Below are 26,443 nucleotides of genomic sequence, written 5' to 3'. Positions count from 1 at the left end.
TCACTAAACAAATCACTAAACTAAATCATCAAAAAATAGACAGTCAAAAAATACAATTAACAAGGATGCTTTTATGTTTCATACTCAGTCTGATGTCGTGTTTGTAAAAGCTTTAAAGGTAGAGGCAGTGATTGGCGTTTACGAATGGGAGCGCGCCATTACTCAGCCGTTATTGATTGATATCGCGCTTGAAACTGATATTAGCCGCGCTGCTGTCTCAGATGAGGTAAAAGATGCGCTAAATTATAAAGAGGTCTGTGATGACGTAACCGCATGGTGCCAAGCTATCAAAGCACAGTTGCTTGAACATCTGGCTGGGCAAATCGCTGATAAATTGCTCGAAAAATATAGCTGCGATAAAATTACCTTAAGTGTTGCCAAGCCTACCGCTATTGAACAAGCAGATGCGGTTGGTGTACAAATCACTCGCTATGCCCAAGCGGCATCTAATGGGTCTGGCAATCAAGCTGATACTAGCTCAGCTGATGATGCATAAAGCTTTGGATCATTTGCTTGAATCACTGACAAGCTGCGAGCCTGAAGCATTGCAAGCCCAGCCTGTAACGGCTGTGCTACTAGCATTGGGCAGCAATCATGATGCGCAGATACACTTGCCGCGTGTCCGAAAGCGTTTGGCGAATCTTGGTGCTATAACACTGTCGACGGCTTTTCAAAACCCTGACTTTACTGCCAGCATAGAGCTGTCAAAACCTGATTACACCAACCAGTGTGTTTATTTGTCTTTAGCGACGCCCATAGCTTTGCAGCAGCTACACCAGATATTTAAACAGTTTGAGGGCGCTTGTCAAAGACAGCGACTGACAGAATTGCAGACGGTTATCAAACAAGTGACGATGGACATCGATATTTTGCTCATAAAGTTAGCTACCAAAGATAATAGCCTAAGCAAAAATAAAGAACTTGAATGGTCCAAGTGGATAATTATGGCAAATCGTTATCCATTTAAGGCACATGAAAGAGAAGGGGTTGAAGAATTGCTAGCAGGAATGAATGTTTTATAATGGATTATTTATGCTGGATCTAACACAGCGTTAAACCCAGCATAAACAGAAAATGCTATTGCGACTTAGCAGCTATCTCATCTATATTACTTCTGCCAATCACGTCCAAATCCTCTAAGCACAATTTGTCATATTCTTTTTTGCAAAAATTAGGATCGATTTTACACATAGCAGTTTGTAGTTGATCTAAGCGGTTTTCTGATTGTTGAATGTGTTCAAGCATTTTAGCAAAGGCTTCAGCGACAGGGTCTTGTGACATGGGGTTTATGCCATAAGCTTGAAAAGTGGTTTCGCGCGCTGTATGGTTTGCCTGTTTTTTATCTGAGTGATCATCTTTAGAAGCAGCTTGCGCCGCTTTTTCTTGTTGTTTGGCATCATTGACTTTGGTCGTGATAGGATTGCCTTTTTCGTCATGATGATCTGAAATCATACGAGCGGCGCTACCGACCATAGTTGCCCCTGCTGGAACCGCTTTTACCACCACCGCATTTGAGCCGATTTTAGCATTCTTCCCAACAGTAAATGGTCCTAAGACCTTAGCGCCAGCACCGACGATGACACCATCTTCTAATGTCGGATGGCGTTTGCCATTATTCCAAGAAACACCGCCTAGTGTGACACCATGATAAAGGGTCACATCATTACCAATCTCTGCTGTCTCGCCAATGACGATACCCATGCCATGGTCAATAAAAAACCGACGACCAATTTTGGCAGCAGGATGAATCTCGATACCAGTGATGATGCGCGAGCCGTAAGAAATCACCCGAGCGGCAAGCTTTTGCTCATTATGCCAAAGACAATGCGCGCCGCGATGTAGGATAAGTGCGTGGATGCCAGGATAAGTTAAGATTACCTCTAGACTGTTACGCGCCGCAGGGTCGCGATTGAATACCGCATCGATATCTTCTTTTAAGTCTCTTTTGATGCGGACAAGCGATTTGAATAAAGCAGTTGGCAATGACATAAATTGTCCTATCGTATTTTTGGATACACTCTATTTAGTTATAGCAGTTTTGTAGCACAAAATATAGCAATGTACGCTAAATAAAAATCGCCTGTAGATAAAACGCCAATTATTCGCGCTTCAGCTACAGGCGATTTTTTATTAGCCTTTAGCTATCACTGGTAATATATTTTAGCAGCTCAACAACCTGCTCAGGCGTTTGTGCCCATGCCATTGCCGCACCGTCCACTTCTTTTAGCGGATGAATGATATCTTCAGCATGCAGGGTGATATAAGGCTTGCCTAGTGCGGCACAGTAGCCGGCATCGAATGCGGCGTTCCACTGCTTATATTTATCACCAAAACGAATGATAGCAATGTCACAGTTTTGAATCATATTTTTGGTGCGAATCGCATTAACCTTGGATGATTTATGGTCGCGCCAGAATCCATTGTCATCTTTACCAAGCACGTCACCTGCCGCATCACTGGCTTCATGCTCAGTCACTGCGGATGTAAATTTAATAGCCAGACCATGATCTTTCGCGCCTTGCATAATTTTTTGACGCCAATCGGTGTGTATTTCTCCGGATAAATAAACAGTCCAATTCATCGTGAATCCCTTTTTATTGTTAAATGATATAACTACCTGTACTACTAATAATGCCAATGATGGCAAGACAATTAACTTATTAAGCTTTGCAGGAGAGCTTTAGTCTCTTAAAAGTTTTGCTAGCAGGGCACTGAGTAATTGATACTCTTTTTGATCGAGTTGAATACGTGAACCGAGTCTAGACAAGCGTGATGGCAGCGATTTTAAGTTTTCACTATCTGCCAGTTTGCGTTGAACCATCAATGCGGTGGTACGCTCAGTAAGCTGTTGCAATTGTTGCTGAGTAATTGCGGGTTCATCCCATTGCTGGCGCACATAGGTATTAAGCATCCCTTGTCCAAGCGTCTCTACGTTGTCAGTTACCTGTGCTATATTATTATCTTCGCTGTCAGCTTGGATATGCGTTTGCGTATAAGCATAAATAAAGCTCGCAATCACTTGCACCGCTGAAGCAACATTGAGTACTGGATAAGCAGGGTTAGCATCAATTTGAATATGATAGTCCGCATAAGCCAATTCTTCATTGGTCAATCCGCGATCTTCACGTCCAAACAAAATGGCAATGTTGGGCGCTGTATCAATACCATTTCGCTCATTAATCGCATTTTGCTTGTCAATAAAGTCCAGCATGATTTTGGCAGCTTGTGTCGGCGTGACCACAGGGCGCGGCAAATGACGGCTACGACTACTGGCCGCAAATACCAACTGGCAATCAGCGATAGCAGATTCAAGCGTTGGTGCTATGATTGCTGATGACAATAACTCACTACCGCCGGCAGCATGAGAGACGCTGGTGTCATCAATCGGCAATTTGGGGTCAACCACCGTCAATCTCGATAACCCCATGGTGTGCATGGCGCGTGCTGCTGAACCAATATTGGCAGGCAATGTCGTATTGACCATCACTACTTGCATATTAGACAGATAATCGCTGACAGTTGATACTGCTGTTATGAAAGATGAGGGTACGTTGTTACTCATTATTGTCCTAATCTCTGGTTGATGTCTTGCTCAGCACGTTGCAAGGCGATGGCGATGTCCTCGATAAGTGGAGCTTGCTCGCTGATAAGATGCTCACGGCAAAGCTCTTGTAATTGACTGCCAAGACGCGTCATTTGGGTTGCGCCCAAATTGACACTGGCGCCTTTTAACGCATGAGCAAGCTCAAAGCCCTTGGCATTATCTTCTTCTTGCTGAGCTTGTCTCAGTTCTGTGATACGGCGACGACAATCGTTAAAATAGACTTGTATCAAATCGACAAAGTCTTCTTCTAATAAGTCGCGCATGTCTTCAAACTGCTCAGTATTGATAATTTCGTCATCAGTTATGGCGGTCATATCGTTGTTCATAATATTAGCCATAGTCGTGTGTCCAATAGGATTAAAGGTAGCGTAGAAAGAATCATTATAATAAATACTTTCTTACTAATAAATATGCTAACGGTAAGGTATTTGTTAGCTGTAGTGAAAATGCAAGTTATCTTCACTAATCATAGTTTTTAACTGCTGCAAATTGTCATCGTTCGGATAAATGCGCCAATGCTCAGAGAGTCCTACATTGGCAATGCCGTATTCTTCATAGATGCTGAGTCCAAGCGGTAGGCAATTATCTCTAATAGAGGCATCAGTATTGCTGAGTGTATTATTGGCATAGCTTTGCTCACTCAGGCTTCGGTCAGTGCTGTTTGAATAAGCGTCTTGCGCCATATTATTCTCTAACGCCAATAAATCATTACCGTCTTCGTCATATAAACTGCCACCCATTGCCGCATTATAACCGCCAAAACTGTCGTTATTAGTATGGCTACTTTGCTCGTCTTGCTCATTGTCATAAGACAATTTGGGTGCCGGAATAATGCTGGCTTGTGCAGGCTTCAGCAAAGGCTGCATGCGCGTCAGTAGGTCGATATCACTACCATGGATTTTAATACTGATTTTTTTGAGCCATCTTAAGCGCGCATCGACCATACTCATGGCATTGTCAAGGCGAGCAAACAGCCGTCCATCACGCTCACGGATGCTACCTTTGATAATGACAACTTCATCTACTTTAAGCTGCTCTTTGACGCGGTTAAAGCGCTCCGCATAGCAGCTGACCTCCAGTCTTGAAGTACCATCATCTAAAATAATGACATTACGTGTGCCAAAATTGGCGATATCGATGATAAGACCGGCAAAATAACAGCTGCCGTTATAGCCGGTATCAGTTAATTTGTCGAGACGCGTACCTGAGGTATAATGCTTTAGCTCGTCGCGATATTCATCGATAGGATGTCCGGTTAAATACAAGCCTAAGGTATTTTTCTCCGCTTTTAGACGGTGTTTGTCGCCCCAAATCAGCTCTGGTGTCATAACCAGTGGCGGCGCCGCGACGATACCATCCATTTCACCAAACAAATCCATCATGCCGATTTCGCGGTTTTGACGGTCTTGCTCAGCGGCTTGTACAGCACTTGGCAGCTGACTCATTAATGCGCCGCGAATCTCGTAAGCTTCATCGCTTAGCAAGTCTGGACGTAAAGTCGCCGCAAAGTCATCAAAACAGCCAGCACTGACTAAGGCTTCAAGCGTGCGTTTATTGACTTTTTTGATATCAACACGGCGACAGAAATCATATAAATCTTTGAAGTATCCGTCACGGCGACGCGCTTCAACGATAGAGTCGACAGCGCCTTCACCAACGCCTTTAATCGCGCCCAAACCATAAATAATATTGGTCGGCGTATCGGCAACAAAATGCCATTCACTGCGGTTGACTGATGGATTTACCACCGTTAATTCAAAGTTTTCACGGCAATCATTAATAAAGAACACGACGTTATCAGTGTTATTCATATCTGAGGTCAGTACCGCTGCCATAAATTCAGCAGGGTAGTACTGTTTTAGATACGCGGTCTGGTAAGCCAGCACGCCATATGCGGCAGAATGCGAGCGGTTAAAACCATAACCGGCGAACTTTTCCATCAAGTCAAAGACGCCGCCTGATGTCGCTTCATCAATGCCTTGCGCGGTGGCACCTGTCACAAAGATATCGCGCTGTTTTGCCATCTCTTCCGGTTTCTTTTTACCCATCGCACGGCGTAACATATCCGCGCCGCCCAAGCTATAGCCCGCCATTACCTGCGAGATTTGCATCACTTGTTCTTGATAGACAATAACGCCGTTGGTGTTTTCCAAAATTGGCTCAAGATTGGGATGGTCATAAATAACTTCTTCGCGCCCATGCTTACGGTCGATATACATCTCAACCATGCCGGCATCAAGCGGACCGGGACGATAGAGCGCACACATAGCAATCACGTCTTCGATGTTGGTCGGCTGCAACTTAGCGAGATACTTTTTCATGCCCATACTTTCTAGCTGAAAGACGGCGGTGGTTTTGGCATCTTGCAAGAGCTTATAGGCTTTCGCGTCATCAAGGGGCAAGTCTTCTAATACCAACGCCTCTTTGCCTTCTTTAACGCGGCGCTTATTAATGTTTTCAACGGCTGCACTAATGACCGTTAAGTTACGCAGACCCAAGAAATCGAACTTGACCAGACCAACTGCTTCAACATCATCTTTATCAAATTGACTGACGCGGTGACCTTCATCATCACAATAGATGGCGCTAAAATCGGTAATTCTGTGCGGCGCAATCAACACACCGCCTGCATGTTTACCGACGTTCCGGCAAATACCCTCCAGCTTAATGGCCATTTCCCACACTTCGATGGCATCTTCATAATCCATGTTATCAGGATTGGAGAGTAAGTCTTTGAGCTGTGGCTCTTGCTCGAGCGCTTGACTGAGTGTGATACCCGGTGTTTTGGGAATAAGTTTCGACATCTTGCTGGCAAGGAAGTAGGATTTACTCTGTGCGCGCGCCACATCACGTACCACTGCTTTTGCTGCCATGGTACCAAAGGTGATAATTTGCGATACCGCTTCTCGACCATAGGTTTGTGCCACATAATCAATGACGCGGTCGCGACCTTCAATACAAAAGTCAATATCGAAATCGGGCATGGACACCCGTTCAGGGTTTAAAAAGCGCTCAAATAGTAAGTCGTAATGAATAGGGTCGAGGTCGGTGATATTGAGCGCATAAGCGACGAGCGAGCCTGCACCAGAACCACGACCGGGACCGACTGGTACGCCATTGGCTTTTGCCCAGCGGATAAAGTCCATCACGATAAGGAAGTAACCGGGGAAACCCATCGATAGGATAACTTTTAGCTCATACTCTAAGCGCTCATCGTATCTTTGGCGGATATCACTCCAATTATCACTGCGCGCGTCAACTGGGAAAAGTTTGTCTAAGCGATTTTCAAGCCCGCGCTGCGATTCTAAGCGAAAAAACGATTCAGTGGTCTCGCCTTCAGGTACTGGAAACTCTGGTAGTACGTTAATACCGAGCGTCAATGTCACATTACAGCGCGTTGCTAAGTGCAAAGTATTGTCAATAACCTGCGGAATATCAGCAAATAACTGTTGCATTTGTGCCTGAGTTTTCAGGTACTGCTCATCGGAGTAAGTCTGCGGGCGATTTTGGTCGGCAAGTACATAAGAGCCAGCAATACAAACGCGCGCTTCATGGGCATCAAAATCATCTTGCTCTAAAAACCGCACATCATTATGGGCAATGATAGCAATATGATGCTTAGCGCCTGAGTGAATAGCCGCTTTAATAAAGGCGTCTTCACCCGTACGATTGGTGCGCTTAATCGCAAAATACAAGCGATCATTAAATGCTGTTTGCCACTCTGTAATCAGCTCATCGGCTTTTTCTGGCATGGAGCCAACCAACGCTTGACCGACATCAGATTTTTCAGTGAATAAGACAATGACGCCTGCCGCGTGCTCTAAAATATGGCTGCGTTTGATGACAGGCGTACCATGGTTGACAGGGTCAGCGCGACCTTCGGTAAAGCCAAGCGACACGATGCGAGTGATGTTTTGATAACCCTCGTTATCCATCGCTAATAAGGTCAAACGCGTGTCCTCATTTTCCATGATGACTTCACTACCGATGATGGGCTTGATACCCGCACCTAAGCAAGCACGGTAAAACTTTACCGTGGCATAAAGGTTTGATAAATCGGTCAAGGCAAGGGCGCTTTGATTGTCCGCCGCCGCCGCTTTGATAAGCGGCTTAATACGGACGATAGAATCGGTAATAGAATATTCGCTGTGGATGCCAAGATGTACAAATGCCATAGAAGACTCTTACGGATGCGATCGAGAAGGAATGAGTTGTATGATGATAAATTTTTTATTATCAATACTTTATGTTTTTTTAGGGCGTAGTAAAATGCTAAAGTTTGTATTTTTAAGGTTTAAATTTGGTCGTTAATAATAGCATTATTTGGCGCAGGCAGCCACTGATTCGGTTGGTTTAATCTCTTTGAGACACATAGGTAAGTTATTTGGGTAATATAAAAACGAGATAAAAAATTATATTAAAAAGCCCTCTACACTATGACGGATAGAGAGCGATATTGTTTAACTTAATTATTTAACTTAATACTTCTAATATCAATATCCAACCACCGCCGCATCGACAATACGTGGATCTGAAGAGCCGTATACACCATTTGGTGTAATCATAATCGACTGTGTTGAGCCCATGGCTGACTGCTGACTGACCTTATGCCCCATGGACTCGAGCTTTTTAATGGTATCTACATTCAATGCTTTTTCGATACGAATCTCATCCGGCAGCCATTGGTCATGAATACGCGGCGCATGCGTGGCTTCAGCGATATTCATATCATGGTCAATGACGTTTGAAATAATTTGGGTAACGGTCGTAATAATGCGGCTACCACCCGGACTGCCCGTGACGATATAAGGTTTGCTGTCTTTAAAGACGATTGTTGGACTCATAGAAGATAACGGGCGTTTATTGGCTTCAACCGCATTGGCATCGCCGCCGATTAAACCATAACCATTTGGCACACCAGGCTTGGCAGAAAAATCATCCATCTCGTTATTGAGCAATATCCCCGTACCTTCAGCGACAAGACCAGTACCATAAGAGAAATTTAGCGTATAAGTATTGGCTACTGCATTGCCATCTTTATCGACAATGGAGAAGTGTGTGGTTTGATCGCTCTCGTACGGCAGAGGGTTATTTGCCTTGATGGTTGCTGCTGGTGTGGCTTTATTTGGGTTGATTAAGGCGCGCAGCTTATCAGCATAAGGCTGGGCAGTTAAACCGCTGGCGGGTACATCGATAAAATCAGAATCACCCAAATACTCAGAACGATCGGCATAAGCCAGTTGCATCGCCTCGCTCATTAAATGAATGGTTTGTGCGCTGTTTTGACCATAGTCTTTTAGCGGATAACCTTCCAAAATATTTAAAATCTGCACAATATGAATACCGCCAGAAGACGGCGGTGGCATTGAGACAATCTCATAACCACGATAATCGCCTTTGACCGGCACGCGAGCAATGGCTTGATAATTGGCTAAGTCCTGCAAGCTCATTTTACCGCCTGCTTCATTGACTGCTTTTACAAGCTTGCGAGCCGTTTCTCCTTTATAAAATCCATCATTACCTTTGGTAGCAATCAGCTTTAGCGAATGGGCAAGCTCCGGTTGTTTTAAGCGCTCACCCGGCTGATAAGCGCTGCCATCGGCTTTAAAGAATATCTTTTTGGTGCTTGGCCATTTTTGCAGACGATCGCTTAACGCTTCTAGGGACTCTGATAATCCAGCAGTGACTTCAATTCCGTTTTCAGCCAGTGCAATCGCTGGTGCCATTACTTGCCCGCGGCTCATGGTGCCATGATCCTCTAACGCTTTGAGTAAGCCTGCGACTGTACCCGGTACGCCTACGGCTAAGCCATGATAACGAGATAAATCACTGACGGCATTGTCATCCTCATCAAGATACATATCGCGCGAGGCGCTACTGGGCGCTTTTTCACGATAATCGAGCGCCACGGTTTTACCTTGTTTGGCATCATATACCATCATAAATCCACCACCACCGATATTACCTGCCCTCGGCAACGTCACAGCTAACGCAAAGCCAACTGCTACAGCAGCATCAACGGCATTACCGCCATCTTTTAAAATCTTTAGTCCGATATCAGAAGCGAGCGCTTCTTGGGTAGCGACCATGCCGTTCTTTGCCCAAACAGGGTGGTGGATAGCGTCGACAGAATAGATGGCTTGATCAGTTTTGGCTTGATTAGCCTTGGTTTGATTGGTCTTGGGCGTGAGTGTGTTGGTTTTCGCTCGTGTCACGCGCTGCGTCTCAGACAACAGCGTAGGATTTTCTGTCATAACCGCTAGATTAATTGCATTGGTATTAATCGAGGTTGGATTGATGATTTTTGGTGCGACAGAGGGGTTTGTGTCTGCCGCATAAGTAGATACAGAGAATAATAGTGTGCTGCTAATAATTAAAGCGGCAGATTTTAAAGTTTTATGAGCGGGCACTTGGGTCTGATGAGAATAAGAAAATGGCATTGACATTGCAAAGTCCTTTTTACGAGCGTGAGAAAAGTGGGGCTAAAATATAGGATTAACCCATAAGTTCAATCAGGAAGTTTATATAGTAACGAAAATCACCAGTAGTAGACAGGGCTTTAATATCTTTGATTTTAAGATAAAAAAGCCAGTCATAGGGTAATAGAGATTTGAATGACTCAGTCATCTGTAACGCCTAATGTCCAAGATTGTGTGAATAGTAGTATTGACAATAAAGCATCTGATTATCGTGACTCTAGCGATAAAGAGCGCGTCAATAACAACCCTTATAGGGCTTATTCCTTTGACAAGGATAACGTTGATAATGAGTGCTCAAATGATAAACCTTTTAGCCTTGATGATATTTTAAAACCGATACCGCCTCATAAAGCCATTGCTGACATTGATAACAGATTTGAGCTGGCGGTGCGGCAGACAAGAATCTAGAGCGTATTTTTAGCCCTTTGTTAGGCTTGATACTGCGCGTTATCGCGAAACAGTCAGCTATGGATTGGGGTTGGCAATCGTTCATGAAGTAGTGATAGCGCATAGAGATCAGAGCACTGTCCATAGTCGCTAAGATGACATAATGGGACGCGTAATAAAAGTAATATCACCTGTTAAATGAGAATAACCTCAAATGAGAACGTATTTCATAAATGTATATTCATTAATTAGAATATATATGATGAACGGTATTAAATTACCGATGAACGGTATTGAGACTCTCTGTATATTCATTGATAATAATATACAGAGAGTAATAATGATTTTACAAAAAAAGACGTTTTATTTCTCAAGTAATAATATAAGTAATTTTTTATCCCTAAATTCTCATCCTATGACCTCATAACTGTTTTCTTTTGTTACATCAACTCTCTAAAACATGGATTTTAACTTCGATTTTTTAAATCTGACAAATCTGTAAGGGAGTATACGTTATGAACAGGAATTATAAAGTCATATGGAACGCGTCATTAAACTGCTTTATGGCGGTTGCTGAATATGCCAAAGCGCGTGGCAAATCATCAAAATCTAGCGTGAGCTCAAACGCTACCATCAATACAACTCCTAGTTTATCGACTGTTAACACATTACGATTGAGCGCCATCATACTAGGGATGTTGGCTGCTGGTTTCGGTTTGCAGGCAAACGCTATAACCGATAATTCAACTAGTGGCACCTCGAATCACCATGACGGAACTTATAGTCACAGCCATGGCAGTCATGGCACCCATACTCATGTCAATGGAAACAATAGTCACAAGAAAAAACCTTCTAACCCAGATGATCCAATAATTCTAAATTTTGAAGGCGATTTTGGTGATCCTATTGCACTCAGAGAGGGTGAAACACTTAATATTTTAGGTGGTGAGACTGAAGCAAACAATTTATCCGATAATGCAAACATCGGTGTTTTCGCAGAAGGCGATACCTTAACAATCAAGCTTGCTAAAGATATTGACCTTGACGCTGCTGGTAGTGTCACCATGGGTAATACTTTGGTTGATAACTCAGGTATCAGGATCATCAATGCTAACCATCCTAACAATCCAAACAGAATTGTCACTTTAACGAGCGCCGGTCTGAACAACGGCGGCAATCAAATCACAAACGTTCTTAGCGGCGGCGACACACTCACCAACGCGGCAAACATCGGTGATGTTAAAGGTGCAGCTGCTGGTTCTAGAACTGAGGTTGTTAAAGGTACTAACGTATCCAGTGTTAATAAAACAACGGGTTCTAACGGACAAGACATCTACACGGTTAATGCTAATGGCACGACTGCATCAGCAGGTTCATCTGCGGTAACAGTCGGTGAAACTAATGTAGGCGGTAACGTTACAGATTATAAATTTGATCTAAGCCAAGCAAGCAAAGACAGCTTAGGCAGAGCAGATAACTCAGTACAGTATGACAATGCTCTAACCAGAGACGTTGTTACACTAGGTGGTGTTCAAGCAACTGTTCCCGTCCAACTTAAAAACGTAGCTAGTGGCGGTGCCCTAACAGTAGCGACGAATGAAACCAATGCTGCAAACATTGGCGACATTAAAGGTGCTGTCGACGGCGTCACTGAACTAGGCTTTGGCATCAAAGCAGCCGATGGCGGAGAGGTTAGAAAAAAACTGGGCGAAGTCGTTGAGATTATTGGCTCTAACAGTAATATTACGACCTTAGAAGAAGGTGGAAAAATTAAAATCGCCTTGAATAATGCTCTGAACTTAACCAATGTTGGTAGTGTCACCATGGGTAATACTTTGGTTGATAACTCAGGTATCAGGATCATCAATGCTAACCATCCTAACAATCCAAACAGAATTGTCACTTTAACGAGCGCCGGTCTGAACAACGGCGGCAATCAAATCACAAACGTTCTTAGCGGCGGCGACACACTCACCAACGCGGCAAACATCGGTGATGTTAAAGGTGCTGCTGCTGGTTCTAGAACTGAGGTTGTTAAAGGTACTAACGTATCCAGTGTTAATAAAACAACGGGTTCTAATGGACAAGACATCTACACGGTTAATGCTAATGGCACGACTGCATCAGCAGGTTCATCTGCGGTAACAGTCGGTGAAACTAATGTAGGCGGTAACGTTACAGATTATGAATTTGATCTAAGCACTGCGACCAAAACTAGCTTGAGTAGTGCAGATAGTGCTCTACAGTCTGTTGTGACTCAGATTGATGGCACTGCTGTCAAAACTATCACAAAGGCAAACAATACTGCCAACTTCCTTAAAGGTGACAATATCCTGTTGACCGACGAAAGCGGCAGTATTAAAGTTGCTTTGGCCAAAGACTTAACTGGTATCAATAGTGTCACGACAGGTAACACTGTCATGAATACTAGCGGTATCACTTTAACAGGTGGTATTAACCAAACGGTTACGCTAAGCAATAGTGGTCTGAACAACGGTGGCAATCAAATCACGAATGTCAAAGCTGGTACAGAAGATATGGACGCCGTTAATGTTGGACAGTTAAATCTGACTAACACTGCCATTGATAAAGGCTTAAACTTTGGCGGAGACAGCGGTACAGATGTTAACCGTAAGCTTGGTCAAAAACTCATTGTTAAAGGTGGCGATACTATCAATGCTGATCCAGCAACGAAAAATATTAGCGTCACGGCTAATGGTGATGATACTTTAACCGTCAGACTGGCTAAAGATATTAACCTTGGTGAAACTGGTAGCGTCACCACTGGAAATACTCAAGTTAATAATGCTGGTATTACGTTATATCGTGGTGACAACGGTCAAGTAGTTCTTACCAACAATGGTCTGAATAACGGTGGCAATCAAATCACGAATGTGGCCAGCGGCGGCGAAACACTCACCAACGCGGCAAACATCGGTGATGTTAAAGGTGCGGTTGGTGATATCGCGACTAAAGGTTTGGATTTTGCCGGCAACCTTGGTGATGATATCCATAAGGATCTTGGACAGAAACTTGAAATCGTGGGTACCTTAGATGCTTCTAAAACAGCATCTGCAAAAAATATCCGCACAGTAGCTAACAATGGCAAGTTGGAAGTTCAGCTAGCTGATGCTTTGGATGTAACCTCCGTTACCACTGGTAATGCCTTTATGAATAACACTGGCTTTACCTTTGTCGGCAACGAGCCAGGTAGAACCGTTATTCTTAGCAGCAGTGGTCTTGATAATGGTGGTAACATCATTCGCAACGTTGGTACAGGCACACTAAATAGTGATGCGGTAAACGTCGGGCAGTTAAGAGAAGTGACTATTGCCTTAGACCAAGGTTGGGGAATTACGGCTCAAGGTGACATTGCCACTATGGTAAAACAGGGGGGTAGCGTTGATATGAATAGCAGAGATGGTAACATCAAAGTGTCTAGAACGTTAATCAGTAATGCGGCTACCCTCGACTCCAGTACAGGCCTGCGCGCGGCGGCTATACCTGCAGGCGCTAATGACCTTAGTTTCGATTTAAATCCAGACCTTACTGTTGATAGTCTAACAACAGGTGACACCACTATAAATAGTAACGGTCTCACTATTGTAGGCGGTCCTAGTGTCACTAAAAGTGGTATCGATGTTGCTGACAAAAAAATCACCAATGTTAGAAACGGTAGTGTGTCGGCTAGTAGTCAAGACGCTATCAACGGCAGTCAGCTTTATGCGCAAGGCAGTGGCATAAGCAGTATCATTGGTGGTAATACGGTCTACAATCCTGTAGATGGTACGTTTACCAACAGTAATATCGGTGGGACAGGCGAGGGTAGTATTGATGGTGCGATTGGTTCTATCAGACAAGGTACGATTGAAATCAATGAAAATGTTCAAGTCAATACCACAAATATAGAAACCAATACGATAAACATTGCAACCAATACGAGAAATATTGTAACGAACACCACGAATATTGCCACCAATACCACAAACATCAAATCTAATACGGACAAGCTCGATGCTGGTCTCAACTTTGGTGCAGACAGTGGCGCTAACATCAACAAACCAATAGGCGATGAGAGCGTGCTTATCTTTAAAGGTGGCAATAATATCACCACGACATCAGCAGGCAGTAGCATTAAGTTTGACTTAAACGGCAACATCAATGTCGACAGCGTGACGACTGGTGATACAACCGTCAGTAGCAGTGGTGTCACTATTGCAGGGGGTCCTAGTATCACCAAAACCGGTATATATGCAGGCAATGGCGAAACGGCCCCTAGTATGACGGCAGCCGGTATCAATGCTGCTGGCACTAAGATAACCAATGTCGCGGACGGTATGCAACCTAGAGACGCTGTGAACTTCGGGCAATTAGACGCTGTTAGTAGAGGTTTAGGTAACAGCATCAATGAGCTGGGTTATAGAGTTGATGAAGTTGAGGACGACGCCAACGCGGGTATCTCAGCAGCCATGGCGATGTCTTCATTGCCTCAAGCCTATATCATCGGTAAGTCCATGATAGGCGGTGGTATCGCAACGTATAATGGTGAGAGTGCCGTCGCAATCGGCTTCTCGAAACTGTCCACTGATGGACGTTGGGTTATGAAGTTAAACGGTACTGCAGATACTCAAGGCAATGTAGGTGCAGCCATAGGTGCAGGTTTCCACTTTGACTAAATACCTAAGCCAAATGATGGTTACAATTGTCAGTCAGATAAAAAAAGCAAGGCATCAGATGTCTTGCTTTTTTAATGGATACTTATCAAGTCATAAAAATATGGAAACCCACCAAACATATAGTCAGGGAAAAGTAATATCGATACATCAAGTACTGCTGATATTCATTTTTCTTGCTTGCTATGCCCACGCAGACAGAGGCTGCAAAAAATTTATACCCGCAGCACCGTAGCGTTTTTAGAGTATTTTGACTATATTAGCGCACCAAAATAACTGGTGATAGCGTACTGGCGATAATCTCTGTTGTAGTGCTGCCAAGAAACAGATGCTGTAATTTTGAGCTGCCATAAGCACCCACCACAATGATATCGATTTCGTGCTCCATTTGAAAAGTTAATAATCCATTAACCGCATCAAGCTGCTGCAAATGATGCGTCTCTACCAAAAAACCTGCTGCTGCCATCTGCGCGCGGGCATCGGCAAGGCTTTTTTTGGCGCTTTCATTATCGTTACCGATCATTACGATATGACCTTGCATGCCTTTTAATAAATTGCTTTTTGCCAACATAGTGATGGCATTATTGGCGGTTTTACTAGCGTCAAAAGCTACCATGTATGAGTGAGGTTCTTTGAATTTTTCTGAACAAATGAGCACCGGTATGCTTGATGCCCGTGCAACTGTCTCGATTTGGCTGCCGATGTTGATGCGGCTATGCTTATGGTCTTCACCGCGGCGTCCCATAACGATGGCATGACTTTGCGCTTTAAAATACTCGATAGCCGGCAATAGCTTGCCACGGCGCTGATAAATATAGACATTCACGTCATCAAATTGACTTTGGATATGGCTTTTGGCGTCTTGTACCAAGGCATTGCTATAGCTGTTTACTACCTTCGCTCTTTGCTCATCAAGCTGAGACAATTCATCCAGCAAGAATTGACGGCTATTGATACCAATCGCTCCTGACAAGTCTCTTCTGATAGAAGCGGCCACATCACTCACATGTAGTAATCCTACTGAGATGTCGAGCCTTTTTGCATACCATGCTGCATAATCACAAACAGATTCTGTCACTGCTGAGCCGTCAATACAAGCCAAAACGTGCTGTTGAGTTGTCATCATTTATCCTTAAATGCTTATTTTTTTCGCTGCTAAAATTATGTCAATCAGTGAATAACGAACCGCTTTTATATCAAAGTTATAGTGGATCCACTGTTAAAGAAGTACAGCACTACTGGGGTTAATTATTCGCAGCCTCTGTCTGCGTAGGCATAGCAAGCAAGAAAAATTGATACCAATAGCACGTTATTACAATCGTATCGCTTTTATTTTGAACTGACTACAGTTATATAAAAAATATTAAAAACGAACTAATGTTAGTTTATATGAGATAGATAAAATCTCTACAGGCAACTTTAAGTCATTCAACTTGTTTTTTGCGGGAAAGTTGCTAATATGCAGCAATGCATTTTGTTGTTGATTTCGTATCAAACGCTTTATTGAGAAGTCGTTTGATTTTAATATGGAAGTTACTAGGAAAAAAGGTATGACATCACTAAATCATGAAGGTCGCGTCCTTCACGACGGTCTAAGCAAAAAAATCGTGACGGCTGATCAAGCAGCAGCGTTCATCAAAAATGATATGAATGTCGGTATGAGTGGCTTTACAGGTGCCGGTTATCCAAAAGCGATACCCGCCGCGCTTGCCAAACATATGGAAGCGGCTCATGCTCGCGGTGAAGACTTTCAAATTGGTTTATTGACAGGTGCCTCTACCGCAACCGAATGTGATGGCGTGTTGGCAGAAGCGAATGGCATCAAGTGGCGCACGCCATATCAATCAGAGCCTGCACTACGTAAGCAAATCAACGCAGGCGCCGCGCATTATTTCGATATGCATTTATCGCATGTGGCGCAGCAGAGCACCATCGGTTTCTATGGCAAGATGCATATAGCGGTCGTTGAAGTGTCGGGTATTTTGCCAGATGGTCGCCTGATTCCATCGACCTCTATCGGTAACAATAATGCCTGGTTAGAAAATGCAGACAAAATCATCTTAGAAGTGAATGCTCAGCAAAGCCTCATGTTAGAGGGTATGCATGATGTCTATAATGATATCGGTATGCCGCCAAACCGCAAGCCGATTCCACTTGTGACCCCAGGCGGACGTATTGGTGTGCCATATCTACATTGTGACTTAGATAAAGTGGTTGCCGTTGTCTTAACGAATTCGCCAGACCGCAACAGCAAGTTTGCAGACCCTGATGAGTGTTCAAACAAAATCGCTAGTCACATCATTGATTTCTTTCATGATGAAGTCAAAAAAGGTCGTATGCCAGAAAATTTATTGCCTATCCAATCGGGTGTGGGCAACGTAGCCAATGCCGTATTGGCAGGACTACAAAACAGCCCATTTGAGAATTTGACTGGCTATACTGAAGTATTGCAAGACGGTATGCTAGATTTGATTATGTCTGGCAAAATGACCATGGCATCTGCCACAGCACTGTCATTGAGCCCAGATGCGCTGGAGCGTTTTAATGCCAATATTGAAGAGTTGCGCGCGCGTATCGTATTGCGCCCACAAGAAATCACCAACCATCCTGAAGTGGCACGTCGCTTAGGAGTGCTTGCTATCAATGCTATGATTGAGTGTGACCTCTATGGTAATGTCAACTCAACCCACGTCATGGGCACCAATATGATGAATGGCTTGGGCGGTTCAGGTGATTTCGCTCGTAATGCTTATACGTCATTCTTTGTATCGCCATCAGTAGCAAAAGATGGCGCTATCTCTTGTATCACACCGATGGTATCGCATCACGACCATACTGAGCATGATGTGATGGTCATTGTCACCGAGCAAGGATTGGCAGATTTGCGTGGTCTATCTCCGCGCCAACGGGCTAAGGCGATTATCGATAACTGTGCCCATCCTGATTATCGCCCAATGCTGCAAGATTATTTTGATCGTGCCTCAGACACAGCTGGTATGCAAACGCCGCATATCTTGGACGAAGCCTTATCATGGCATCAGCGTTATGTTGAAACCGGTGATATGCGTATCAAAAAGGCTGCTTATAAACTTGCTGTTTAAAACGATAGATCTTATATATTCAGTCCTAAATAAAATAAGTACAAATATTATAATGCGCTACGAGTATGAATTTTTCTTGCTTGCTGTGCCTGCGCAGACAGAGGCGGCGCAAAACTTATTTCAGTAGCACTGTGTTTGATTTCTAGCGGATTGACTATAGCAGCATAAATAAATTCCAAAAAACGCCCCTTAAATTAGATAAGGGGCGCTTTTTTGTGCAACGTTAAGTGATTTAGTGACGAATTATTTAACGGCTGGTAAATACAATCGCTTTTGTACCGTTGTTTGTCGGTTGGCTAATCGTCACTTTACTATCTAAGATATCACCGCGCGCATTGATTTTATAGCATTCTGATGAGATGCCATTGGGATCATTTGCGACGAGTAGATTGGCTGAGGTGTCGATACAAAACCACGCGGTGTTATTGGTGTCTCTGGTCAATGACCAGCCTTGTCTGTAGCTACCTATCTTTCTGCGCATACTTCTATCGGCGTATACGTCCTCTGCAATCAATTGACTAGAGGAGCCAACGGTTGCCAGCTTAGGAAGCGTCGTGCTCTGGGTCGCTAATGAATATTTGCCTGAGCTATCAGTATAACCGTGGAAGACCAACGGATTTAACGTAAAGTAGTTGATGGCAACAGATTGATCAGTGATTTGATTATTTACTTTATTAATAGTGTTTACTTCGGCAGCTTGTACTTGCTTATTATTAAATACCATGTTGCCTTTTGGGGTGACGGTAATGTCTGCTGAGGCAGTTTGATTGCCGACAGTCGCCACCAAGCTTTGACTGCGGGCTTTGGTATAAATATTGAGCATGGCTGTTTCAACAGGGTATTGAGTGACGATAGTGTTTTGGTTGTTATTGCCAATGGTGCCACCGTTCATACCGCCAGCACATGCACTCAAACTTAGTGCCACTGCGGCGCATAATCCTAATTTTTTCATCATCTATTCCTTATTTTGATTATATGGTCATATCAATATCTACTATAATCGAATTTTTGAGCGATGGCATCTGCTATATGCCTTTGTCCCTGCTATCATTACATCACTATAACAACCATTGATTTGTTAGACATCTATCGCATAACAAGCTGCTAAAAATAGTGGCGTATTTTTATCATGGATATTTATTTACGGCTTAATGATAAGCGCGTCTATGATGCTCATCATATGACCCTCTTTTTATACCTCATTATGGCAAATCTGTTATCATTGCGCCCTGCAAAAAGTATCAGCGTTAGGAAGTTAATATGATCGTCAAGCAAAACCCAAGCGCCATCAAACTATTCTTTACCTTGCGCGGCTCAATTATTCCCAAGATATATCCTCAAATCCTGCTGATTGGTCTTATCAGTGCGCTTATCACCAACATTCAGCATGGCTTTCCAAGCTCTTTTTCTTCTTATAGTGTCGCGCCTTTTACTTTGCTTGGGATTGCCTTATCGTTGTTTTTGGGCTTTCGTAACAATGCCAGTTATCAGCGCTGGTGGGAAGCAAGGGGACTATGGGGGCAATTGGTTTATGATGCGCGCAGCCTGTGCCGTCAAGCGCTCTCTTATATCAATGAAGACAACGCGATAGGGCGAGATACCCAGCGCCGTCTGATTCATCTGAGTATTGCTTTTAGTCATGCAGTGCGTCATCGACTGCGAGAGACGTCGCCTTGGGAGGATGTAGAGCGTTTTGTTGAGCCGAAATATCATAGCAAGCTGCGGCAAGCGAAAAATCTGCCCGATTATCTGATGCGCTTGATGGGTAAGGAGCTTGGATATTGCCGACAGCAGCATCTGCTATCAGAGCAGATGGTGCAAAATATGGATGAGCGCCTGAATTCTATGACAGTGGTACTGGCAGCGTGTGAGCGTATTCATAATACGCCACTGCCATTTGCTTATACCTTGCTTGTGCATCGTACGACTTATCTTTATTGCTTTATGCTGCCGTTTGGGTTGGTGTCTTCTTTGGGCTGGGTGACGCCCTTCATCTGCGGGGTGATTGCCTATACCTTTTTTGGGCTAGATGCCTTGAGTGAGGAGCTAGAATCACCATTTGGCGTGGCGGACAATCAATTGCCATTAACGGCTTTATCGCGCACGATTGAAATCAATTTGTTAGAAGCTCTGGGTGAAACTGATCTGCCAGCTGATATCAGTCCTATAAAGGGCTACTTGCCATAAACAATGGGTAAGATAATAAAAGACCGCTCTTAATAACGATTGCAGCGGTCTTTTTTATGTCCTAGATTCAAATAAGAAGTGCAACGTTTTAAAAGAATGAGTTGAAGAGTAAGATGTGCCGTGTTGCATTTCAAACTTCAACTCCTACATATCAGAACGTTATGAGACACTATACACATCTTACCCAAGAGCAAAGATATCAAATATCAGCGCTATTGCAAGCTAAAAAAGGCATGAGTGAAATAGCTAGAATTATCGGCTGTCATAAATCAACGGTGAGTCGAGAGATAAGGCGAAACCTAGGACAAAGGGGTTATCGCCCCAAACAAGCCCATCGTTTGGCAAACGCGCGCAAAGTTGTGAATAGCGCACAGATCAGCCGCTTTGGCTGGTGTTATATTGATCATCTACTCAGCAAGCACTACTCACCTGAGCAAATCACAGGGCGACTGAGAATGCTGGGTTGGCAAGAGGTCCCAAGCCATGAATCGATATATCAACACATCTATACTGACAAAAAGGCAGGGGGTAACTTACACAACGCCCTCAGATGTCAAAAGCGCTATAGGAAACGCCGTCTGCAAGGTCATGATAGGCGTGGAAAGATAGCGAACCGCTGTGATATCACTGAGCGTCCTAGTATCATTGATACGCGCAGTCGTATGGGCGATTACGAAGGAGATACGGTGGTTGGTCATGGACATCAAGGTGTTATTGTTACTTTAGTAGATAGAACAACTCGAGAGACTAAGATCAAAGCGCTACCCAATCGTAAGGCAGTAGCCGTCACACAAGCTTGTATTGGTATGTTAAAAGGTGAGCAGGCGTTAAGCATCACCTTTGACAACGGTAAAGAGTTTTCTGACCATGAAACGATGGCAACCGCGTTGAAGGCTGATATTTACTTTGCTCAGCCTTATCATTCTTGGGAGCGTGGAACGAATGAGAATACCAATGGTTTAATTCGTCAGTTTCTACCTAAGTCGATGCGTCTAGATAACCTATGCAGGCACTTAGTTCAGTCGATTGAAGATAGTTTAAATAATCGACCTAGAAAGGTGCTAGGGTTTAGAACGCCTCTTGAGGTAAAATCTAGCTTCGGGTGCGTTGCACTTCGATGTTGAATCCAAGTGTTATTCATTTTACTTTGATTGCTTATTGGCCTTAAATACCTTTTAAAAAGCTCAGTAAGGTTTCTTTTTGAGTGGCAGGTCACATTGTGTATCGCTTTTATGAGCGCCGCTAAGGGACGGTTGCCTATAAGTTAAAATATCTCAAAAACGCTACAGTACTGCTGGTATGAATTTTTTGCAGCCTCTGTCTGCGTAGGCACAGCAAGCAAGGAAAATTAATATCAGCAGTACTTGATGTATCGATATTACTTTTCCCTGACTATAGCTGACTGGGGAATTTTACAGGGATAGGGTAGTTATACATCCAAGTATGCGAGGTGTTTTCATTGCCTAATGAACCCTCAAAGCTCCAGCCCCACGTAAACAGATTGCCATTTTTAAAAGGTATGCCATTGTTTTGATTGAGTGGTTTTTCATGTGCAATCAGATGCATTGTACCCATCGCCATATTATCGATGTTTTTTAAGCTGGTCAGCTTATCTGTTGGTTCATCTAAATTCTCATAACTTGTTTTGCCTCTGCCGTCTGTTTCACCAAACATACCCCAAGCATAAAGGATGCCATCTGATGCGGGGCTATTACTGATGTTTGAGGCAACATTGTCCAACAGTACATAGCTGGCATTGCCATTGGCGTAGACACGGCGTACGTCTTTACCAGTAAACCAAGGCAATTTGCTTGGCACAGTTATAGTGCTTGTCCAAGCGTTTGCAGTATCTCTAAAGCCAATCCCGTTGTAGCCTATTTGGCTGCTAGCATTTAGACCCCAACCATAGACAGACTCTTTATTGGTCAGCGCTAAAACATGATCTTTGCCAGCCGCAAGCTGGGTAACTATTTCTTTTTCTACCCCTTGAGTAGTGTGGTCAGCCAAATCTTTTGCAATGACGTTGATACGTAGCGGTTTATTAGTAATATTGAGGCAATGATTGGCTTCATTACAGGCTTGACCACGGCCTAGATTGGCGCTTGCGTCGCTTCCCCAGCCCCATACTTGACCATTATCATCTAAGGCATACGAGCTACTGCTACTTGCGACTACTTGCACGATATGACTGACACCCTCTGCTGCCGAAAAATCTACTTTGACAGGTATGCTGCTGTCTATAGCGGTGTTGTTGCCAAGCTGTCCTTGAGCATTAGCGCCAAATGCCCAAACGCTGCCATCTTTGGTCAGTACCAAATTATGATTATAACCAGCCGCTAGCATGACTGCATTATCTATACCGGCAATTGCGCCGATATCAAGACGACAATCAGCCGCTTTAACACAAGGATGACGATTTGACTGACCACGTCCTAACTGCCCATAAGTATCATTGCCCCAGCTATAAACTTGACCTTTATCATCGATAGCAAGTGAGTGATTTTGATTGAATTTAATAGACAGTAGGTTTTTTGGCGCACTATCCATGAGCATGGGTAGCTCTGGATGTCTCATATTATCAGTGAATGTGGAGGTATACGTGGTGCCTGTTTGCCCATAGTTGTTACGACCCCAGCCATAGAGCTGCCCCTCATGCAGGGCGGCGGTATGTGATCCTCCGGCGGCCACCGTATCACCCAAATAAATATTTTTGGTTGAGCGCATGATATTACCAGCATTGTCAGTAGCGGCTAAGGCAATGCTGTTTTCGCCTAAGTCTAATAAGATACGATCGTTAAAATACCCGTTTGTATCAATGTCTAATGGTTGAGACGTTTTACCGTTCAAGGTATAAGTCACAGACTTTATGCCACCGCTATCTTGTACTCGACCTGAGACAAATATGGCGGCAACCGCGCTATAGCCACTCGCAAAGTTGCTATCCGTTGTCAATAATGGCGGCGTCCCATCAATAATGGCGATTGTCGTATCAGCATCGTCGCCACAAGCCGTCAATAATAAGGTCGCGGTCATTAAAGCCACTGCTTGAGTGAGCGGGGATAGACGCATAAATGTCTCAATAAGTGGTCAATAAATAGAAAATGCATAGCAGTGCCAAAATAGCGCACTTAGTAAAATAGCGGTAATAATTTATACGAATAATATTACAAACGATAACTATTATCAATATGTAAATTGAAATAGTAATATTTCGAACAAGGTGTGGGATGGGGAAAATTAGCCGATGTAATAGCGGTGGCGGACATATGGGATTATGCGTATCGGTATTTGCTATTAGCGTCTTTTGTGCGGCTATAGTGAAGCAGGTGTTATTTGTATCTGATGATATGGTGTTAAGGAGGGCGACCAATTGGCTATCTGGAAGTATGGCATACGCGATATTCGTATCGCTGCGTTGTTGATCTATTTCTATATTATTAAGTTAATAGTCAAATCGCATAACTATTTAAAATGTTAATGCGAATGTTAATAATTATGCAACCTCTATGATGGAGACTATGCATTAGCTAATATAAAGATTGCTTTCAATACTATTTTTCATATGTAATAGGCGAGGGGCAACATCTTCCTCTAATTTTGTACGGCCTAAAATAAAATTTGGCGCGCCACAATTGAAAGTCAATAAGCCCTCAGTAGGGTGCATTAAAGCAGTGGCAACCGCATTGACATCTTTTTGCCATTCGCTAATTGAAAAACAATAGCCATAATCGTCATAATCTTTAAAAGCTTTATCTAGCCCTCGTCTAATCTTTATCCAGTCCTCTTTATACTTGGTGCGAATGGCATCAAGGATGAACTCTTGCTCAGCCTGCGGCATACTGGCTAAACAGGCTCGTCCCATCGAACTTAAGTGAATGGGTAGATATGATCCGACATTACGGCGCATAGTCGTGGCGCCATTACCTTGCACGACATTCAAATATACCATCGTTAGTCGATCGCGAGTTGCCATGGCAACGGCACTATTGGCATAGTCTGCTAACGCTTCCATGTAAGGTGTTACTAGGTTATTGATAGAGATGTTTGCCATCATCGTATAGCCGAAACCCAGTACACCTGCAGACAGTTGATATTTACTACTGTTTGTTGATTGCTTTAAGTAGCCAAGCTTGACTAAGGTATAGGTAAGGCGAGTGATGGTTCCTTTAGGAAGTCCTGTTAATTGACTTAAGTCTTGATTGCCAAGATAAGGACGCTGCGGGGTAAAGCAGCGAAGCAGCTCTAACCCTCGAGCCAAAGCCGTGACAAATTGCCTGTCATTCTGATCTCTCATCTCTGCAATGGGCTCTAGTAATTCAATATGTGCTTGATTGCCAAAGCCTTCATCTGCAAGGGTCTTAGTTGTCATATATTATTTTTATTCTCAATTAAGTTATAGTTAACCCACTTCTAAAAGGGTACAGAGCTACTGGGATTGATTATTTGTAGCCACTGTCTGGGTAGGTACAGCAAGCAAGAAAAATTAACCCCAGTAGTACCTTATAACATTTGTATTTCTTTTATTTAGGACCGACTGTCATACAAATATAATGGTAAACACAGATGTTATCGTCGTTAACAATAAAAAAATTACTGGACTCTAATAATAGTCTGCACCTTCAACAATACTATCTTAAAGATGCATTCTTAAAGGTGCATTTTAATGCTTAACACAGCTATTATAATCTATTTCGCTATGCGGTATATATCGAATAGTATTATGCCTTTTGTGGGTCATACTGTTGTTCTTTGATGAACAACGTTGGAATAAGACCACATAAGAAGTATGCGCCTGCCATCAATAACAAACCTGCGCCGATAGAGTTTTGCATGGCCATATAACCAATGGCGACCGGTGCAATAACTGAGCCAAGTCGTCCGATATTGAATGCACCACCAATGGCAGTCCCTCGAATAGCGGTCGGAAAGCTTTCTGTCAAATAGGTGGCGTTAATCGCATAAGGAATACCATATAAGAAACCAAAGGTTATCATTAACCAACCGATGTTTTCTGGCGTATGCATATAGACCAATATGGGTATAAATAATGCGGTACCCATCGTACCGAAGGCAAATACTATTTTACGACCTATCTTATCAGCCACTAGACCTGCCACTACTTTAGCAAACATCATCGTCAAATAAGTACCCGCCATATATAGTGCCATCTCCTTAAACTTAATACCCAATTCAGTTTCTAGATAAGAAGGTAACCAATTGCTGACGCCAAAATAACCGAATAATAAAAGACCTGAACTCATAGACCACAAGATAAACATGATGCGATGCTTTGGGTTTTCAAATATGGCTTTATAAGGGTTTTCAGGTTTTTGGAGTGGGTTCTTTGCGCCACTAAGTTTAAGGGCACGTGACTCTTTCCAAGACTGCGGCTCAGATATAAGAAAATACATCGCTATCGAGAGAATAATAGGTACAAAGGTTAAAAGATACAGAGTTCGCCAACCATAACTGGGAATAATCCAAGCTGAAATACTAGTAATAACCAAAGACCCTAAGGTAAACCCTGTCATCAACGCTGCAAGTACAGTCGTTCGATGTTTGGTAGGTACCATCTCAGACATCAAAGTATTAGTCGCAATATATAAGCTACCAAGACCCAAACAAGCGGTAAACCGTAATGCTATAAACTGCTCATAGCTTTGCACAAATCCACTAAAACCAGATAGCACAGAGAAGACTGCTGTCGCAATCACAATCACCCTGACTCGTCCAAAACGGTCACAAGCCCAACCGCCAAAGAACCCACCGATTGCCATGCCAAATAATGACCAACTGCCTAAAGCACCTGCTTGTACATTGGTCAATCCAAACTCTTGTTTTAGACTTGAAAGCGTAAAGGCAAGAATACCAATATCAGCCCCATCACATAATAAGACTAGAAAACAAAAAAAGAAAGCCAGTTTCCATGGTTGCTGCTGGGTAGGGCTTAAGCTTGGATTTGAAGTTATAGTCGCACTTTTCACAATACATATCCTTATCGTTGTGAGAATA

General features: G+C 43.3%; 19 protein-coding genes. 7 read left to right on the top strand and 12 right to left on the bottom strand.

The features are described from left to right. Positions 1-73: 73 nt before the first annotated feature. Both folB and JMW90_RS01090 read left to right on the top strand, forming a co-directional pair. Positions 74-496, top strand: coding sequence for a dihydroneopterin aldolase (folB, locus tag JMW90_RS01095; protein WP_201561274.1), 423 nt, complete (start codon positions 74-76; stop codon positions 494-496). Continuing rightward, the gene (locus tag JMW90_RS01090) at positions 486-1,022 is read left to right on the top strand and encodes a 2-amino-4-hydroxy-6-hydroxymethyldihydropteridine diphosphokinase (protein WP_201561273.1); all 537 of its coding nucleotides are present in this window, start codon (positions 486-488) and stop codon (positions 1,020-1,022) included. Before folB ends, JMW90_RS01090 begins: the two co-directional genes overlap by 11 nt. Positions 1,023-1,077: 55 nt before the next feature. Here the strand turns inward: JMW90_RS01090 and cysE are convergent, their stop codons facing one another. The 6 genes from cysE to ggt form a co-directional block, all read right to left on the bottom strand. Continuing rightward, positions 1,078-1,989, bottom strand: a complete 912-nt coding sequence (cysE, locus tag JMW90_RS01085) for a serine O-acetyltransferase (protein ID WP_201561272.1) — start codon at positions 1,987-1,989, stop codon at positions 1,078-1,080. Positions 1,990-2,137: 148 nt separating this feature from the next. Beyond that, complete coding sequence (locus tag JMW90_RS01080) at positions 2,138-2,581, bottom strand: YtoQ family protein (RefSeq protein ID WP_201561271.1); 444 nt, start codon at positions 2,579-2,581, stop codon at positions 2,138-2,140. A gap of 99 nt (positions 2,582-2,680) precedes the next feature. Further along, the gene (locus tag JMW90_RS01075) at positions 2,681-3,562 is read right to left on the bottom strand and encodes an RNA methyltransferase (RefSeq protein WP_201561270.1); all 882 of its coding nucleotides are present in this window, start codon (positions 3,560-3,562) and stop codon (positions 2,681-2,683) included. Further along, positions 3,562-3,918, bottom strand: coding sequence for an Hpt domain-containing protein (locus tag JMW90_RS01070; RefSeq protein ID WP_227691811.1), 357 nt, complete (start codon positions 3,916-3,918; stop codon positions 3,562-3,564). The genes JMW90_RS01075 and JMW90_RS01070 overlap by 1 nt, the downstream gene beginning before the upstream one ends. 117 nt (positions 3,919-4,035) lie before the next feature. Then, on the bottom strand, positions 4,036-7,779 hold the full coding sequence (gene dnaE, locus JMW90_RS01065) for a DNA polymerase III subunit alpha (RefSeq protein ID WP_201561268.1): 3,744 nt from the start codon (positions 7,777-7,779) through the stop codon (positions 4,036-4,038). Between the two features lie 318 nt (positions 7,780-8,097). Next, entirely contained in the window at positions 8,098-10,050 is a 1,953-nt protein-coding gene (gene ggt / locus JMW90_RS01060) for a gamma-glutamyltransferase (protein ID WP_201561267.1), read from the bottom strand. 168 nt (positions 10,051-10,218) lie between these two features. Between ggt and JMW90_RS01055 the strand changes: the two genes are divergently transcribed. Further along, on the top strand, positions 10,219-10,491 hold the full coding sequence (locus tag JMW90_RS01055; protein ID WP_201561266.1) for a hypothetical protein: 273 nt from the start codon (positions 10,219-10,221) through the stop codon (positions 10,489-10,491). Between the two features lie 494 nt (positions 10,492-10,985). Then, positions 10,986-15,146: a YadA-like family protein gene (locus tag JMW90_RS01050; protein WP_201561265.1), complete on the top strand. Its 4,161-nt coding sequence runs from the start codon at positions 10,986-10,988 to the stop codon at positions 15,144-15,146. A gap of 256 nt (positions 15,147-15,402) precedes the next feature. On the opposite strand, the gene JMW90_RS01045 is transcribed toward JMW90_RS01050, so the two are convergent. Beyond that, positions 15,403-16,266 carry a universal stress protein gene (locus JMW90_RS01045; protein WP_201561264.1) on the bottom strand — a complete coding sequence of 288 codons (864 nt, stop codon included), beginning with the start codon at positions 16,264-16,266 and terminating at the stop codon, positions 15,403-15,405. Between the two features lie 427 nt (positions 16,267-16,693). Here JMW90_RS01045 and JMW90_RS01040 point away from each other — a divergent pair, with 427 nt between their 5' ends. Then, a complete protein-coding gene (locus tag JMW90_RS01040; RefSeq protein WP_201561263.1) occupies positions 16,694-18,244 on the top strand; it encodes an acetyl-CoA hydrolase/transferase family protein in 1,551 nt (516 codons plus the stop codon). Between the two features lie 47 nt (positions 18,245-18,291). Here the strand turns inward: JMW90_RS01040 and JMW90_RS13865 are convergent, their stop codons facing one another. Beyond that, entirely contained in the window at positions 18,292-18,423 is a 132-nt protein-coding gene (locus tag JMW90_RS13865) for a hypothetical protein (protein WP_265089207.1), read from the bottom strand. 68 nt (positions 18,424-18,491) lie between these two features. Then, positions 18,492-19,196: a hypothetical protein gene (locus JMW90_RS01035; RefSeq protein ID WP_201561262.1), complete on the bottom strand. Its 705-nt coding sequence runs from the start codon at positions 19,194-19,196 to the stop codon at positions 18,492-18,494. 308 nt (positions 19,197-19,504) lie between these two features. On the opposite strand from JMW90_RS01035, the gene JMW90_RS01030 reads away from it, so the two are divergent. Together JMW90_RS01030 and JMW90_RS01025 are read left to right on the top strand one after the other, a co-directional pair. After that, the gene (locus JMW90_RS01030; protein ID WP_201561261.1) at positions 19,505-20,431 is read left to right on the top strand and encodes a bestrophin family protein; all 927 of its coding nucleotides are present in this window, start codon (positions 19,505-19,507) and stop codon (positions 20,429-20,431) included. Positions 20,432-20,592: 161 nt separating this feature from the next. Continuing rightward, on the top strand, positions 20,593-21,555 hold the full coding sequence (locus JMW90_RS01025) for an IS30 family transposase (protein WP_201561260.1): 963 nt from the start codon (positions 20,593-20,595) through the stop codon (positions 21,553-21,555). Positions 21,556-21,823: 268 nt separating this feature from the next. Here the strand turns inward: JMW90_RS01025 and JMW90_RS01020 are convergent, their stop codons facing one another. The 3 genes from JMW90_RS01020 to JMW90_RS01010 all read right to left on the bottom strand — a co-directional run bounded on the left by JMW90_RS01020 (position 21,824) and on the right by JMW90_RS01010 (position 26,415). Further along, positions 21,824-23,500, bottom strand: coding sequence for an RCC1 domain-containing protein (locus JMW90_RS01020; RefSeq protein ID WP_201561259.1), 1,677 nt, complete (start codon positions 23,498-23,500; stop codon positions 21,824-21,826). A gap of 454 nt (positions 23,501-23,954) precedes the next feature. After that, complete coding sequence (locus JMW90_RS01015; RefSeq protein WP_201561258.1) at positions 23,955-24,800, bottom strand: IclR family transcriptional regulator; 846 nt, start codon at positions 24,798-24,800, stop codon at positions 23,955-23,957. Between the two features lie 349 nt (positions 24,801-25,149). Next, positions 25,150-26,415 carry an MFS transporter gene (locus JMW90_RS01010; protein WP_201561257.1) on the bottom strand — a complete coding sequence of 422 codons (1,266 nt, stop codon included), beginning with the start codon at positions 26,413-26,415 and terminating at the stop codon, positions 25,150-25,152. Between the last annotated feature and the right edge of the window lie 28 nt (positions 26,416-26,443).

Origin of the sequence: Psychrobacter glacincola (assembly GCF_904846215.1) — a bacterium.
GTDB classification, from domain to species: domain Bacteria; phylum Pseudomonadota; class Gammaproteobacteria; order Pseudomonadales; family Moraxellaceae; genus Psychrobacter; species Psychrobacter glacincola.
Note: the sequence above shows the minus strand (reverse complement) of the source record. Positions and strands in the feature narration are given on the sequence as shown.

Coding starts and splice junctions, on each gene's coding strand:
- JMW90_RS01075 (WP_201561270.1), bottom strand. CDS start 3,562: ATGAGTAACAACGTACCCTCATCTTTCATAACAGCAGTATCAACTGTC.
- JMW90_RS01090 (WP_201561273.1), top strand. CDS start 486: ATGATGCATAAAGCTTTGGATCATTTGCTTGAATCACTGACAAGCTGC.
- JMW90_RS01025 (WP_201561260.1), top strand. CDS start 20,593: ATGAGACACTATACACATCTTACCCAAGAGCAAAGATATCAAATATCA.
- JMW90_RS01020 (WP_201561259.1), bottom strand. CDS start 23,500: ATGCGTCTATCCCCGCTCACTCAAGCAGTGGCTTTAATGACCGCGACC.
- JMW90_RS01045 (WP_201561264.1), bottom strand. CDS start 16,266: ATGACAACTCAACAGCACGTTTTGGCTTGTATTGACGGCTCAGCAGTG.
- JMW90_RS01040 (WP_201561263.1), top strand. CDS start 16,694: ATGACATCACTAAATCATGAAGGTCGCGTCCTTCACGACGGTCTAAGC.
- dnaE (WP_201561268.1), bottom strand. CDS start 7,779: ATGGCATTTGTACATCTTGGCATCCACAGCGAATATTCTATTACCGAT.
- cysE (WP_201561272.1), bottom strand. CDS start 1,989: ATGTCATTGCCAACTGCTTTATTCAAATCGCTTGTCCGCATCAAAAGA.
- JMW90_RS01050 (WP_201561265.1), top strand. CDS start 10,986: ATGAACAGGAATTATAAAGTCATATGGAACGCGTCATTAAACTGCTTT.
- JMW90_RS01055 (WP_201561266.1), top strand. CDS start 10,219: ATGACTCAGTCATCTGTAACGCCTAATGTCCAAGATTGTGTGAATAGT.
- JMW90_RS01015 (WP_201561258.1), bottom strand. CDS start 24,800: ATGACAACTAAGACCCTTGCAGATGAAGGCTTTGGCAATCAAGCACAT.
- JMW90_RS01030 (WP_201561261.1), top strand. CDS start 19,505: ATGATCGTCAAGCAAAACCCAAGCGCCATCAAACTATTCTTTACCTTG.
- folB (WP_201561274.1), top strand. CDS start 74: ATGTTTCATACTCAGTCTGATGTCGTGTTTGTAAAAGCTTTAAAGGTA.
- JMW90_RS01080 (WP_201561271.1), bottom strand. CDS start 2,581: ATGAATTGGACTGTTTATTTATCCGGAGAAATACACACCGATTGGCGT.
- JMW90_RS01070 (WP_227691811.1), bottom strand. CDS start 3,918: ATGACCGCCATAACTGATGACGAAATTATCAATACTGAGCAGTTTGAA.
- JMW90_RS01035 (WP_201561262.1), bottom strand. CDS start 19,196: ATGAAAAAATTAGGATTATGCGCCGCAGTGGCACTAAGTTTGAGTGCA.
- ggt (WP_201561267.1), bottom strand. CDS start 10,050: ATGTCAATGCCATTTTCTTATTCTCATCAGACCCAAGTGCCCGCTCAT.